General features: G+C 65.6%; 12 protein-coding genes. All 12 read right to left on the bottom strand.

All coding sequences use genetic code 11. From position 1 onward, the window contains the following. Positions 1–16: 16 nt before the first annotated feature. Positions 17–1,468: an NADH-quinone oxidoreductase subunit NuoN gene (gene nuoN, locus ACOQOP_RS07110; RefSeq protein WP_420565626.1), complete on the bottom strand. Its 1,452-nt coding sequence runs from the start codon at positions 1,466–1,468 to the stop codon at positions 17–19. Positions 1,469–1,487: 19 nt separating this feature from the next. Next, positions 1,488–2,999, bottom strand: coding sequence for an NADH-quinone oxidoreductase subunit M (locus ACOQOP_RS07115; protein ID WP_420565627.1), 1,512 nt, complete (start codon positions 2,997–2,999; stop codon positions 1,488–1,490). 4 nt (positions 3,000–3,003) lie between these two features. Further along, complete coding sequence (gene nuoL, locus ACOQOP_RS07120; RefSeq protein ID WP_420565628.1) at positions 3,004–4,935, bottom strand: NADH-quinone oxidoreductase subunit L; 1,932 nt, start codon at positions 4,933–4,935, stop codon at positions 3,004–3,006. 4 nt (positions 4,936–4,939) lie between these two features. Beyond that, on the bottom strand, positions 4,940–5,248 hold the full coding sequence (gene nuoK / locus ACOQOP_RS07125) for an NADH-quinone oxidoreductase subunit NuoK (RefSeq protein ID WP_028794897.1): 309 nt from the start codon (positions 5,246–5,248) through the stop codon (positions 4,940–4,942). Position 5,249: 1 nt separating this feature from the next. Continuing rightward, on the bottom strand, positions 5,250–5,858 hold the full coding sequence (locus tag ACOQOP_RS07130; RefSeq protein WP_420565629.1) for an NADH-quinone oxidoreductase subunit J: 609 nt from the start codon (positions 5,856–5,858) through the stop codon (positions 5,250–5,252). Positions 5,859–5,955: 97 nt separating this feature from the next. Then, complete coding sequence (nuoI, locus tag ACOQOP_RS07135) at positions 5,956–6,444, bottom strand: NADH-quinone oxidoreductase subunit NuoI (RefSeq protein ID WP_420565630.1); 489 nt, start codon at positions 6,442–6,444, stop codon at positions 5,956–5,958. Positions 6,445–6,464: 20 nt separating this feature from the next. Beyond that, positions 6,465–7,469 carry an NADH-quinone oxidoreductase subunit NuoH gene (gene nuoH, locus ACOQOP_RS07140; protein WP_420565631.1) on the bottom strand — a complete coding sequence of 335 codons (1,005 nt, stop codon included), beginning with the start codon at positions 7,467–7,469 and terminating at the stop codon, positions 6,465–6,467. Positions 7,470–7,491: 22 nt separating this feature from the next. Continuing rightward, entirely contained in the window at positions 7,492–9,591 is a 2,100-nt protein-coding gene (gene nuoG, locus ACOQOP_RS07145) for an NADH-quinone oxidoreductase subunit NuoG (protein ID WP_420565632.1), read from the bottom strand. Between the two features lie 28 nt (positions 9,592–9,619). Continuing rightward, positions 9,620–10,924: an NADH-quinone oxidoreductase subunit NuoF gene (gene nuoF, locus ACOQOP_RS07150; RefSeq protein ID WP_420565633.1), complete on the bottom strand. Its 1,305-nt coding sequence runs from the start codon at positions 10,922–10,924 to the stop codon at positions 9,620–9,622. Position 10,925: 1 nt separating this feature from the next. Beyond that, on the bottom strand, positions 10,926–11,597 hold the full coding sequence (locus ACOQOP_RS07155; RefSeq protein ID WP_420565634.1) for a complex I 24 kDa subunit family protein: 672 nt from the start codon (positions 11,595–11,597) through the stop codon (positions 10,926–10,928). Next, a complete protein-coding gene (locus ACOQOP_RS07160) occupies positions 11,594–12,772 on the bottom strand; it encodes an NADH-quinone oxidoreductase subunit D (RefSeq protein ID WP_420565635.1) in 1,179 nt (392 codons plus the stop codon). Before ACOQOP_RS07160 ends, ACOQOP_RS07155 begins: the two co-directional genes overlap by 4 nt. Continuing rightward, entirely contained in the window at positions 12,772–13,422 is a 651-nt protein-coding gene (locus ACOQOP_RS07165; protein WP_420565636.1) for an NADH-quinone oxidoreductase subunit C, read from the bottom strand. The genes ACOQOP_RS07160 and ACOQOP_RS07165 overlap by 1 nt, the downstream gene beginning before the upstream one ends. Positions 13,423–13,487: the final 65 nt, after the last annotated feature.

The following is a 13,487-nucleotide window of genomic DNA, read 5'->3' on the forward strand; positions in this document are numbered from 1 at the left end:
GCGCACCCGGCGGGGATCACGCCCCGATCAGGCTGGCGGCGGCGGCGGCGGCGGTATCGTAGATCGGCGACAGGGCGAGGAAGAACAGCACCGTGACCGCCGCCGACCCGTACAGGATCAGCCGCAGGTCGCCGGCCACCGCCCCGTCGAGTGGCTGCTGCGCCTCGTCGAAGTACATGATCTTCACGATCCGCAGATAGTAGAACGCGCCGATCACGCTCGCCAGCACGCCGACCACGGCGAGGCCGTAGAGGCCCGCGTCGAGCGCTGCCATGAACACGTACCACTTGCCGAAGAAGCCCGCGAGCGGCGGGATGCCGGCCATGGAGAACATGAAGATCAGCAGGGCCAGGGCCATCATCGGATGGGTGCGCGACAGGCCGGCGAGATCCGACAGGTTCTCCACCAGGCGGCCGTCGCGGCGCATGCCCAGGATCACGGCGAAGGTGCCGATATTCATGAAGATGTAGGTCGCCATGTAGATCATGACGCCCGTCACCCCCGCCTCGGTGCCGGCGGCGAGACCGACCAGGGCGTAGCCCATATGGCCGATCGAGCTGTAGGCCATCAGGCGCTTGATGTTGGACTGCATGATCGCGGCGAGCGCGCCCACCACCATGGAGGCGAGCGAGACGAAGACCACCACCTGCTGCCAGGAGGCGAGCAGATCGCCGAAGGGGTCGATCATCACCCGCAGGAACAGGGCGATGGCGGCGACCTTCGGGGCGACGGCAAACAGCGCCGTCACCGGGGTCGGCGCCCCCTCGTACACATCCGGCGTCCACATGTGGAACGGCACGGCGGAGACCTTGAAGGCGAGACCGCAGACCAGGAATACCAGGCCGACCACCAGACCGGTCGACGGCGCCTGACCGGCGCCGAGCACGTCGGCCAGGCCGTCGAAGCTGGTGGTGCCGGTGAAGCCGTAGATCATCGAGCAGCCGTACAGCAGCATGCCCGAGCTCAGCGCCCCCAGGACGAAGTACTTCAGGCCGGCCTCGGTCGACTTCAGCGTGTCGCGCCGGATGGAGGCGACCACGTAGAGCGCCAGGCTCTGCAGCTCCAAGCCCATGTACAGCATGATCAGGTCCTTGGCGGAGACCATCAGCATCATGCCGAGCGTGGCGAACAGGATCAGCACCGGGTACTCGAAGCGTCCCGCCTGCTCCCGCTCCAGGTAGCCGAGCGACAGGACGATGGAGAAGCCCGCCCCCAGCAGGATCAGGATCTTGGCGTATTGGGCGAACGCATCGGTGACGAACAGGCCCTGGAAGGCCAGCGCCTCGCCGCCCTTGACCACGACCAGGACGGCCGTGACCGCCAGGGCCGCGATCGTCGCCCAGGACAGGGTCTTCAGACCGCCCTCGCCCCGGAACACGCCCACCATGAGCAGCGCCAGGCCGGCGATGGCCAGAAAGATCTCCGCCGAGGCCGGCGCCATGATCGGAAGGGTCGTTGCCGCGTCCATATCCGTGCTCCCGGCCGTCTTAGCGGGCCGCCAGGGCGGTGCCGGCTTCGGCCAGCGCCACCTTGTAGTTCGTGATCAGGTTCTCCACCGAGGCCGACATCAGGTCGGTGAAGGTCGAGGGATAGATGCCCATCCACAGCACCAGGATGACCAGCGGCGCGAAGACCGCGATCTCCCGCGGGCTGAGATCCAGCAGCGCCTTGAGCTGCTCCTTCTCCAGCTTGCCGAAGATGACCCGGCGGTAGAGGTAGAGCATGTAGGCCGCCCCCAGGATCAGGCCGGTCGCGGTGAAGGCCGCGAGCCAGGTACTGGCCTGGAACGCGCCGGCCAGGATCAGCAGCTCGCCGACGAAGCCGGACGTTCCCGGCAGGCCGACCGAGGCCATCATGAATAGCATGAAGATCAGGGCGTAGCGCGGCATGTTCTCCGCCAGCCCGCCATAGGCGTCGATCTCGCGGGTGTGCATGCGGTCGTAGACCACGCCGACGCAGAGGAAGAGCGCGCCCGACACGATGCCGTGGGACAGCATCTGGAAGATCGAGCCCTCAACGCCCTGGGTGGTCATGGTGAACATGCCGACCGTCACGAAGCCCATATGGGCGACCGACGAATAGGCGATGAGCTTCTTCATGTCCTGCTGCACCAGCGCCACCAGCGAGGTGTAGATCACCGCCACGACGCTCAGCGTGTAGACCAGCGGCGCGAAGTCGGCCGAGGCCTCCGGGAACATCGGGATCGAGAAGCGCAGAAAGCCATAGCCGCCCATCTTCAGCAGCACGCCGGCCAGGATGACGGAGCCGGCGGTCGGCGCCTCCACGTGGGCATCCGGCAGCCAGGTATGCACCGGCCACATCGGCACCTTCACCGCGAAGGAGGCGAAGAATGCCAGCCACAGCCAGGTCTGCACCTCCGGCAGGAAGCGGGTCGCCATCAGCGTCGGGATGTCGGTGGTGCCGGCCTGCCAGTACATCGCCAGGATGGCCAGCATCATCAGGACCGAGCCGGCGAGCGTGTACAGGAAGAACTTGAACGCGGCGTAGACCCGGCGCGCCCCGCCCCACACGCCGATGATCAGGAACATCGGGATCAGGACGGCTTCGAAGAAGATGTAGAACAGGAAGATGTCCAGGGCGCAGAACATGCCCACCATCATGGTCTCCAGGACCAGGAAGGCGATCATGTACTCGCGCACCCGCTTCTGCACCGCTTCCCAGCTCGCCAGGATGCAGATCGGCGTCAGCAGGGTCGACAGCAGCACGAACCAGACCGAGATGCCGTCCACGCCCATGTGATAGGCGATCGACGAGCCCGGAATCCACTCGACCTTCTGGACCAGCTGGAACTCAGCGCTGGTCGGGTCGAAATAGGTCAGGATCAGCAGCGAGATCAGGAACACCGAGCCGGAGGCCACCAGGGCCAGCCAGCGCGAGGAACTCGCCACCTGCTCCGGGGTGCCACGGACCGTCAGGATGAACGCCACCCCGAGCAGGGGGCCGAACGTCACGATCGTCAGAAGCCATTGCTCGAGCATCAGCTCAACCCCCGAAGGCCAGGTACCAGGAGACCAGCGCCACGACACCGATCAGCATGGCGAACGCGTAGTGATAGAGGTAACCGGTCTGCAGACGGGCCACCTGGCCCGCGCACCAGCGGGTCATGGCGCTGACGCCGTCCGGACCGAAACCGTTGATGATGGTGCCGTCACCGGTCTTCCAGAACATCAGGCCGGCCTGCCAGGAGCGCTTCACGAACAGCCAGTCGTACAGCTCGTCGAAGTACCACTTGTTGAGCAGGAACAGGTAGACCGGGCGGATCGCGCCGGTGACCTTCGCCGGGATGCCCGGGTTCAGGATATAGGCCACATAGGCCGCACCGATGCCGATGATGCCCACCACCAGCGGCGCCAGCTTGACCCAGGTCGGCGAATGGTGGGCCGCCTCGATCACGTTGTTCTCTTCCAGGATCTTGATGGAGGCGCCCCAGAAGGCGTCCATGTGGTGGCCGACGAAATACTCGTAGCCGATGAAGCCGCTGAAGATGGCGCCGATCGCCAGAACGATCAGCGGGATCAGCATCACAGGCGGCGACTCATGGGCATGGTCGAAGGTGTGCTGGTCCATCCGCGGCTTGCCGTGGAAGGTCATGAACAGCAGGCGCCAGGAATAGAACGCCGTCAGCAGGGCGGCCACGATGCCGGCCCAGAAGGCGAAGGTGCCCGCACCCGTATGGGCGGCGAAGGCCGATTCCAGGATCATGTCCTTGGAGTAGTAGCCGGCGAAGAACGGGATGCCGGCCAGCGCCAGGCTGCCGATCCAGAACATGGCGTAGGTCCAGGGCACCTTGCGCCAGATGCCGCCCATGTTCCGCATGTCCTGCTCGTCGTGCAGGGCGTGGATCACCGAGCCCGCCGACAGGAACAGCAGCGCCTTGAAGAAGGCGTGGGTCATCAGGTGGAAGATCGCCGCCGGATAGGCCGACACGCCGAGGGCGAAGAACATGTAGCCGAGCTGCGAACAGGTCGAATAGGCGATGACCCGCTTGATGTCGTTCTGGGTGGTGCCGACCGTCGCCGCGAAGAAGGCGGTGGCCGCACCGACGATGGTGACGACGACCAGGGCGTCCGGGGCGTATTCGAACAGCGGCGACATCCGCGCGACCAGGAACACGCCGGCGGTCACCATCGTGGCGGCGTGGATCAGCGCGGAGACCGGGGTCGGGCCCTCCATGGCGTCCGGCAGCCAGGTGTGCAGGCCGAGCTGGGCCGACTTACCCATGGCGCCGATGAATAGCAGGATGGCGATCACCGTCAGCGCGTCGACATCAGTGAACCACAGGAAGTCGAAGGTCGTTCCCGCCATCTCCGGAGCGGCGGCGAAGATCGCGTCGAAGCTCACCGCGTCGAACAGCAGGAAGCAGCCGAAGATGCCGAGCGCGAAGCCGAAATCGCCGACCCGGTTGACCACGAAGGCCTTGATCGCGGCGGCATTGGCCGACGGCCGGTCGTACCAGAACCCGATCAGCAGGTAGGAGGCGACACCCACGCCCTCCCAGCCGAAGAACATCTGGATCAGGTTGTCGGAGGTCACCAGCATCAGCATGGCGAAGGTGAAGAACGAGAGGTACGCCATGAACCGCGGAATCGAGTGGTCATGGCTCATGTAGCCGACGGAATAGACGTGGACGCAGGACGACACCACGGTGACCACGATCACCATCACGGCGGTCAGCGTGTCCCAGCGCAGCGCCCAGCTCGCCTCGAAGCTGCCGCTGTCGATCCAGGTGAAGAGCTCGACGGTCTGGGACTGGCCGTTCAGTGCTACTTCCCAGAACGCGACGATGCCGAGGACCGCGGAGGTGATCATGGCGGCGCAGGTCACGATCTGCGCGCCCCGATCCCCCAGTTTCTTGTTCCCGAACCCGGCGATCAGCGCGCCGATGAGCGGAAGAAAGACGATGGCGGCGTACATCGGCTCAGCCCTTCATCAGATTGATGTCGTCGACCGCGATGGAGCCGCGGTTGCGGAAGAACACGACCAGGATGGCGAGGCCGATGGCCGCTTCCGCCGCGGCGACCGTCAGCACGAACACCGCGAAGACCTGGCCGACCAGGTCGCCGAGATGAGTCGAGAACGCCACGAAGTTGATGTTGACGGCCAGCAGCATGAGCTCGACCGACATCAGGATGATGATCACGTTCTTCCGGTTCAGAAAGATGCCGAAGATCCCGAGGGTGAACAGGATCGCGGCGACCGTCAGGTAATGGCCCAGAGCGATTTCCATGTCAGACCCCTCCCCCGCGGGTCACCTTGACGACTTCCACGACATCCTCGGGACGGCGCAGGTTCTGCTTGTCGATCGACTGGCGCTTGACGCCGGGGCGCTGGCGTAGGGTCAGCACGATGGCGCCGATCATGGCGACCAGCAGCACGAGCCCGGCGGTCTGGAAGGCCAGGACGTAGTGGGTATAGATCACCTGGCCGAGCGCCTCGGTGTTGGTCACTTCCGCCGGGATCGGCGAGGCGGCGGTCACCGTCACCTCCGGCGAGAAGCTCCACACCCCGACCACCAGGATCAGCTCGGCCAGCAGCACCAGGCCGATCAGGCCGCCGACCGGCAGGTAGCGCGCGAAGCCCTGGCGCAGCTCGACGAAGTTGATGTCGAGCATCATGACCACGAACAGGAACAGCACCGCGACGGCGCCGACATAGACGACGACCAGGATCATCGCCAGGAACTCGGCGCCCATCAGGACGAAGAGGCCGGCGGCGTTGAAGAAGGCCAGGATCAGGAACAGCACCGAATGCACCGGATTGCGCGATGTGACGACCATCACGCCCGATGCAACCGCCACGAAGGCGAACAGGTAGAAGACTAAGGCCTGTAGAGCCATGCCGATCCCTTTCCCCGGTCTTTCGACCCGTCACCGATCAGAAACAACCGGTTATCCCGCATTCCTAAACCGAAACCTGAACCCAAGCGCCCCGCGATCAGCGGTACGGCGCGTCGGCCGTCAGGTTCCGGCTGATCTCGACTTCCCAGCGGTCGCCATTCGCGAGCAGCTTGTCCTTGTTGTAGAACAGCTCCTCGCGGGTCTCCGTCGCGAACTCGAAATTCGGTCCCTCGACGATGGCGTCCACCGGACAGGCTTCCTGGCAGAAGCCGCAATAGATGCACTTCGTCATGTCGATGTCGTAGCGCGTGGTGCGGCGCGACCCGTCGGCGCGCGGCTCGGCCTCGATGGTAATGGCCTGGGCCGGGCAGATCGCCTCGCACAGCTTGCACGCGATGCAGCGCTCCTCGCCGTTCGGATAGCGGCGCAGCGCATGCTCGCCTCGGAAGCGCGGGCTGAGCGGCCCCTTCTCATAGGGGTAGTTCAGCGTCACCTTGGGACGGAAGAAGTACTTCAGCGTCAGCGCCATGCCGCTGACCAACTCGGCCAGCAGCATGCTCTTTGCGCGGTATTGGACGGAAGCCATGGCTCAGCCTCTTCCTTTCCTCACGGAACCCAGTCGAAGGCCACGAGCACGCCGGCGGTGATCACCACCCACAGCAGCGACAGGGGCAGGAAGACCTTCCAGCCGAGCCGCATGAGCTGATCGTAGCGATAGCGCGGGAACGTGGCGCGGACCCACAAGAAGACGAACAGGACCAGGGAGATCTTCAGGATGAACCAGATCGGACCCGGGATCCAATTGAAGGGAGCGATGTCGAGCGGCGGCAACCAGCCGCCCAGGAACAGCACCGTGGTGATGCCGCTCATCAGGATCATGTTGGCGTATTCGCCGAGGAAGAACAGCGCGAAGGCCATCGACGAGTATTCGACGAAATACCCGGCGACCAGCTCCGACTCGCCTTCCGGCAGGTCGAACGGCGCGCGGTTGGTCTCGGCCAGGGCCGAGATGAAGAACACCACGAACATCGGCAGCAGCGGGATCGCGAACCACACGGTGCGCTGCGCCTCGACGATCGCGGTCAGGTTCAGCGAGCCGACGCAGAGCAGCACGGTGATGATCACGAAGCCGATGGAGACCTCGTAGGAGACCATCTGGGCGGCCGAGCGCAGGGCGCCCAGGAAGGCGTATTTCGAGTTCGAGGCCCAGCCCGACATGATCACGCCGTACACGCCGAGCGAACTGATCGCGAACAGGTACAGCACGCCCACATTGATGTCGGCCAGCACCATGCCCTTGTCGAACGGGATCACGGCCCAGGCGATCAGGCTGAGGATGAAGGTCAGCATCGGGGCCAGCAGGAAGATCACCTTGTTGGCGCCGGCCGGCAGGATGGTCTCCTTCGACAGCAGCTTCAGCGCGTCGGCGAACGGCTGGAACAGCCCGAACGGCCCGACCACGTTCGGTCCCTTGCGCAGCTGGATCGCGCCGATGACCTTGCGCTCGAAGAAGGTCAGGTAGGCCACAGCCACCAGCAGCGGCACGACCAAGGCCAGGATCTGGGCGACGATGATCGCGCCCGGGATCACGTATGTATCGATGAACTCCATTACCCGCGCCCTGCCCCGCCGCTCATCCGTCCGTTCCGGTCGCCGCGCCGGCGCGCTTCGGCAGCACGAAGGCTTCCGTGCACTCGGCCATCGTCTTGGACGCGCGGCTGATCGGGTCGGTCATGTAGAAGTTATCGATCGGATACGCAAACGGCGTGTCGTCCGTCGCACCGGCCGCGCCGAAGGTTCCCCACTCGGCCGGCTCGATCGTGTCGATGGCGGCGAAGGTCGGGAAATCCTTGCGCAGGGCGCTGCGGACATCCTCCAGATTGGTGAAGGGCAGCGTCTTGCCGACCGCCTCGGACAGGGCGCGCAGGATCTTCCAGTCCTCCCGCGCCTCGCCCGGCGGGAAGGTCGCCGCGACCCCCATCTGGATCCGGCCCTCGGTGTTCACGTAGAGGCCGTCCTTCTCGGTATAGGCGGCACCCGGCAGGATCACGTCGGCGCCGTGAGCCCCCTTGTCGCCGTGATGGCCCTGATAGACCACGAAGGCGTCGCCGAAATCGCCGTCGACCTCGTCCGCCCCCAGCAGATACACCAGCTTGACGGCACCCGACTTCGCACCCTCGACGATGCCGGCCACGTCGCGGCCGCTCTCGCCCGGCAGGAAACCCATGTCCAGACCCGCGACGCGCGCGGCGGCGGTGTGCAGGACGTTGAAACCGTTCCAGCCCGGGATCTCGTTGCCGTCGGCGTCTTCCGAGGCGGCGATGATCATGCCGGTGTCGTCGGCGATCTTGCGGGCGGCGGCCAGGATGGCGGCACCATCCTGGCGGGCCAGCGCGCCCATGCCGACCACGATCATCGGCCGCTTGGCCTCGTTCAGCACCTTGGCGAAGGCGTGGCTGCCGTCGGCGACCTCGGCCAGGGTCTTCGGCCCCGCGCCCAGGTGCTCGTAATCGTAGGTCAGGTCGACCGGCGCGCCGATCAGGCCGATGGCCACCGGGCCCGCCATCCAGCGCTTGCGGATGCGGGCGTTGACCAGGGAGGCCTCCCAGCGCGGATTGGTGCCGACCAGCAGGATGGCGTCGGCTTCCTCGATCCCGGCGATGGTGGTGTTGAACAGGTGACCGGAGCGGGCACCGCCGCCGACCTTCGCGCCGTCCTGGCGGCAGTCGATATTGGCGCTGCCCAGATCGCCCATCAGGCGCTTCAGCGCGTACATCGCCTCGGCATCGACCGTGTCGCCGGCGATGGCGGCCATCTGCTCGCCCTTCAGACCCTTCATGGCGCCGGCCACGGCGGCGAAGGCCTCCGGCCAGCTCGCCGGCTGCAGTTTGCCGTCCTTGCGGACATAGGGGCGGTCCAGGCGCTGACGCTTCAGGCCGTCGCAGGCGTAGCGGGTCTTGTCGGAGATCCACTCCTCGTTGACGTCCTCATGCAGCCGCGGCAGCACGCGCAGCACTTCGGCACCGCGGGCGTCGACCCGAATGTTGGAGCCGACCGCGTCCATCACGTCGATGGTCTCGGTCTTCTTCAGCTCCCAGGGACGGGCGACGAAGGCATAGGGTTTGGAGGTGAGCGCGCCGACCGGGCACAGGTCGATCACGTTGGCCGACAGCTCGCTGTCGAGCGCCTTCTCCAGATAGGTGGTGATCTCGGCGTCCTCGCCGCGGTTCAGCATGCCCATATCGGTCACGCCGGCGATCTCGGTGGAGAAGCGCACACACCGCGTGCAGTGGATGCAGCGGGTCATGATCGTCTTGACCAGCGGGCCCATGTACTTGTCGGTCACCGCGCGCTTGTTCTCGTCGTAGCGCGTCGAGTGATAGCCATAGCCCATGGCCTGGTCCTGCAGGTCGCACTCGCCGCCCTGGTCGCAGATCGGGCAATCCAGCGGGTGGTTGATCAGCAGGAATTCCATCGTGCCCTTCTGGGCCTTGCGGGCGACGTCGGACTTGGTGTGGATCACCATGCCGTCGCCGGCCGGGAAGGCGCAGGACGCGATCGGCTTCGGCGCCTTCTCCATCTCCACCAGGCACATGCGGCAGTTGCCCGCGACCGACAGGCGGTCGTGGAAGCAGAAGCGCGGCACCTCGGCGCCCGCCGCCTCGCAGGCCTGCAGAACGGTGGCTCCCTGGGGGACCTCGACCTCAATTCCGTCGACTGTCAGCTTCGGCATCGTGCTCTCTCCCGACCGTTCCTGGCCGTTACTCGGCGGCCTGGGCGGTCGCCGTCACCGGCTGCCCCGCCTTATGCGCCGCGATCCGACGCTCCATCTCCGGCCGGAAATGCCGGATCAGGCCCTGGATCGGCCACGCGGCCGCGTCACCCAATGCGCAGATCGTGTGGCCCTCCACCTGGCGGGTCACCTCCTCCAGCGTATCGATCTCCTCGACATCCGCCTCGCCGCGCACCATGCGCTGCATGACCCGGTACATCCAGCCTGTGCCCTCGCGGCACGGCGTGCACTGGCCGCAGCTCTCGTGCTTGTAGAAGGCGCTCAGCCGGGCGATCGCCTTCACCACGTCGGTCTGCTTGTTCATGACAATGACCGCCGCGGTGCCGAGGCCCGAGCGGACCTCCCGCAGCGAATCGAAGTCCATCAGGATCTCATCGCAGGTCGATTTCGGCATCAGCGGCACAGAGGAGCCGCCCGGGATCACCGCCAGCAGGTTGTCCCAACCGCCGATCACCCCACCGGCATGCTTCTCGATCAGCTCGCGCAGCGGAATGCCGAGCTCTTCCTCGACGTTGCATGGATTGTTCACGTGGCCGGAGATCGAGAAGATCTTCGGACCGGAATTCTTCGGCCGGCCGATGCCTGCGAACCATTCCGCGCCGCGGCGCATGATGGTCGGGGTAACGGCGATCGACTCGACATTGTTCACCGTGGTCGGGCAGCCGTACAGACCGACACCGGCCGGGAACGGCGGCTTCAGGCGCGGCTGGCCCTTCTTGCCCTCGAGCGACTCCAGGAGTGCCGTCTCCTCGCCGCAGATATAGGCGCCTGCACCGCGGTGCAGGATCACGTCGAAATCATAGCCCGACCCGCAGGCGTTCTTGCCGATCAGCCCGGCGTCATACGCCTCATCGATGGCGCGCTGCAGGGCCACGGCCTCGTTGTAGAACTCGCCGCGGATATAGATGAACGCCGCCTTGGCGCGCATGGCAAAGCCGCCGACCAGGCAGCCCTCGATCAGCTTGTGCGGATCGTGGCGCATGATCTCCCGGTCCTTACAGGTCCCGGGCTCCGACTCGTCGGCATTGACCACCAGGTAATGCGGCTTGTCCTTCACCTCCTTCGGCATGAAGGACCACTTCAGGCCGGTCGGGAAACCGGCCCCGCCGCGGCCGCGCAGGCCCGACGCCTTGATCACCTCGACGATATCCTCCGGGGACATCGCCAGGATCTCCTTGGTGTTGGACCAGTCGCCGCGCTTGCGCGCACCGGCGAGGCTGGGGTCGAACCAACCGTAGAGGTTGGTGAAGATGCGATCTTCGTCCTTCAGCATCTCAATCGTCTCCGCCGGCAGAGGCCTGTTTCTCGGCGAACCAGGCCGGCACCCCGTCGCTGTCCTTCAGCGAGACCAGCGAGGTCGGCCCGTCCTTGGACATCGAGCCCTTGCGGCCGGACATCGATCCGACCTCAGGCGCCTTGCCGGCCTTCAGGTCGTCGATGAGCTTCGCGGTCAGCTCGTAGTCCAGGTCCTCGTAGACATCGTCGTTCACCTGCACGACCGGCGCGTTGGCGCACACACCAAGGCACTCGACCTCGAGCAGGGTGAACTGGCCGTCGGCCGTGGTCGTGTAGTTCTTCGACAGGCCGAGCTTGTCCTTGATGCAGCGCATCACGTCGTCCGACCCGCGCAGCCAGCACGGGGTCGTGGTGCAGGCCTGCAGGAACCACTTCCCGACCGGGGCGAGGTTGAACATCGTGTAGAAGGTCGCCACTTCCAGCACGCGGATCCGCGGCATGTCGAGCGTCGCGGCGATCGTGTCCATCGCCTTCAGCGGAATCCAGTTGTCGTGCTGGCGCTGGGCGAGATCGAGCAGCGGAATCACCGCGCTGGCCTGCCGGCCGGCGGGATACTTGGCCACGATCTTCTCGATCGTCGCCTTGCTCTCCGCCGTCCACTCGAAGCTCTCCGGCTGGAGATGAGCCTCGGCGATCGGTTTGGTACTCATCGGTCGATCTCCCCGAACACGATGTCCAGCGACCCGATGATCGCCACCGTATCCGCCAGCATGTGTCCCCGTCCCAGGAAGTCCATCGCGGCCAGGAAGGCGAATCCCGGCGCGCGGATCTTGCAGCGGTACGGCTTGTTGGTCCCGTCGGACATCAGGAACACGCCGAACTCGCCCTTCGGCGCCTCGACCGCCGTGTAGGTCTCGCCGGCGGGGACGTGATAGCCCTCGGTATAGAGCTTGAAGTGGTGGATCAGCGCTTCCATCGAGCGCTTCATCTCGCCGCGCTTTGGCGGGGTGACCTTCTTGTCGAGCGCCTTGACCGGCCCGCCGGGCATCTTCTCGATCACCTGGTGGATGATCTTCAGCGACTGGCGCATCTCCTCGACGCGGACCAGGTAGCGGGCATAGCAGTCGCCGGTCTTGCCGATGGGGATGTCGAAGTCGAAATCCTCATAGGAATCGTAAGGCTGGGCGGTGCGCAGGTCCCAGGCGACCCCTGCTCCGCGCAGCACCGGGCCGGAGAAGCCCAGATCCAGGGCCTCCTCGCGGGTCACCACGCCGATATCGACGGTGCGCTGCTTGAAGATGCGGTTGTTGGTCAGCAGGCTCTCGAGGTCGTCGATGAAGGTCGGGAACTTGTCGGCCCAGGCCTTGATGTCCTCCAGCAGGCCCGCCGGCAGATCCTGATGGACGCCGCCCGGACGGAAATACGCCGCATGGAGCCGCGCGCCGGAGGCCCGCTCATAGAACTCCATGAGCTTCTCGCGCTCCTCGAAGCCCCAGAGCAGCGGCGTCATGGCGCCGACATCGAGCGCGAAGGTGGTGATGTTCAGCAGGTGGTTCAGCAACCGGCCGATCTCGGCGTAGAGCACGCGGATGTACTGGCCGCGCTTCGGCACCTCCAGCCCCAGCAGCTTCTCCACGGCGAGCGCGAAGGCATGCTCCTGGTTCATCGGCGCGACATAGTCGAGCCGGTCGAAATACGGCACCGCCTGCAGGTAGGTCTTGTGCTCGATCAGCTTCTCGGTGCCGCGGTGCAGCAGGCCGATATGCGGATCGGCGCGCTCGACCACCTCGCCGTCCATCTCCAGCACCAGGCGCAGCACGCCGTGGGCCGCAGGGTGCTGCGGCCCGAAATTCATGGTGAGCGGTTTGATCTGCGATTCGGCCATCAGCTCGCCGCCTCTTCCCCAGCCTTCTCATCCGCCTTCTCGTCACCCGGAAGCAGCGACTGCGCGCCTTCCCACGGGCTCAGGAAGTCGAAATTGCGGAATTCCTGCACCAGCTTCACCGGTTCGTACACGACCCGCTTCTGCTCGTCGTCATAGCGGACCTCCACATAGCCGGTCAGCGGGAAGTCCTTGCGCATCGGATGGCCCTCGAACCCGTAGTCGGTGAGGATCCGGCGCAGGTCCGGGTGATCGGAGAAGAAGATCCCGTAGAGGTCCCAGGTCTCGCGCTCCCACCAGTTGGCGGAATGGAAGACCGCGGTCGCCGACGGCACCGGGGTGTTCTCGTCGGTCGCCGTCTTCAGGCGGATGCGCGTGTTCTGGCTGATCGACAGCAGGTTATAGACCACGTCGAACCGGGGATCGCGCTCCGGATGGTCGACGCCGCACACGTCCATCAGCGCCTTGAACTGGCACTGGGTGTCGTCGCGCAGGAAGGTCAGGACCTTGATAAGGCTCGTGGGTGCGCAGCGCAGCGAAAGTTCGCCCTTGCTGATCGCCACGTCGCTCACATCGCTCCCGAGCTGGGCCTCGATATAGCCCGCCAGCTCCTTGAGCGCGGTGGTCGTCTGATTTGGCGTCGCCGTCTCCATGTCGTCGCTCGCCCCGTCCTCGCTGTTAGCGGCGGCAGCCCGCCGACTTGTCCCTGAACCCGCGG

The sequence above is a fragment of the Thalassobaculum sp. genome (genome assembly GCF_965223715.1).
GTDB lineage: Bacteria > Pseudomonadota > Alphaproteobacteria > Thalassobaculales > Thalassobaculaceae > Thalassobaculum.

Coding starts and splice junctions, on each gene's coding strand:
- nuoN (WP_420565626.1), bottom strand. CDS start 1,468: ATGGACGCGGCAACGACCCTTCCGATCATGGCGCCGGCCTCGGCGGAG.
- ACOQOP_RS07115 (WP_420565627.1), bottom strand. CDS start 2,999: ATGCTCGAGCAATGGCTTCTGACGATCGTGACGTTCGGCCCCCTGCTC.
- nuoL (WP_420565628.1), bottom strand. CDS start 4,935: ATGTACGCCGCCATCGTCTTTCTTCCGCTCATCGGCGCGCTGATCGCC.
- nuoK (WP_028794897.1), bottom strand. CDS start 5,248: ATGGAAATCGCTCTGGGCCATTACCTGACGGTCGCCGCGATCCTGTTC.
- ACOQOP_RS07130 (WP_420565629.1), bottom strand. CDS start 5,858: ATGGCTCTACAGGCCTTAGTCTTCTACCTGTTCGCCTTCGTGGCGGTT.
- nuoI (WP_420565630.1), bottom strand. CDS start 6,444: ATGGCTTCCGTCCAATACCGCGCAAAGAGCATGCTGCTGGCCGAGTTG.
- nuoH (WP_420565631.1), bottom strand. CDS start 7,469: ATGGAGTTCATCGATACATACGTGATCCCGGGCGCGATCATCGTCGCC.
- nuoG (WP_420565632.1), bottom strand. CDS start 9,591: ATGCCGAAGCTGACAGTCGACGGAATTGAGGTCGAGGTCCCCCAGGGA.
- nuoF (WP_420565633.1), bottom strand. CDS start 10,924: ATGCTGAAGGACGAAGATCGCATCTTCACCAACCTCTACGGTTGGTTC.
- ACOQOP_RS07155 (WP_420565634.1), bottom strand. CDS start 11,597: ATGAGTACCAAACCGATCGCCGAGGCTCATCTCCAGCCGGAGAGCTTC.
- ACOQOP_RS07160 (WP_420565635.1), bottom strand. CDS start 12,772: ATGGCCGAATCGCAGATCAAACCGCTCACCATGAATTTCGGGCCGCAG.
- ACOQOP_RS07165 (WP_420565636.1), bottom strand. CDS start 13,422: ATGGAGACGGCGACGCCAAATCAGACGACCACCGCGCTCAAGGAGCTG.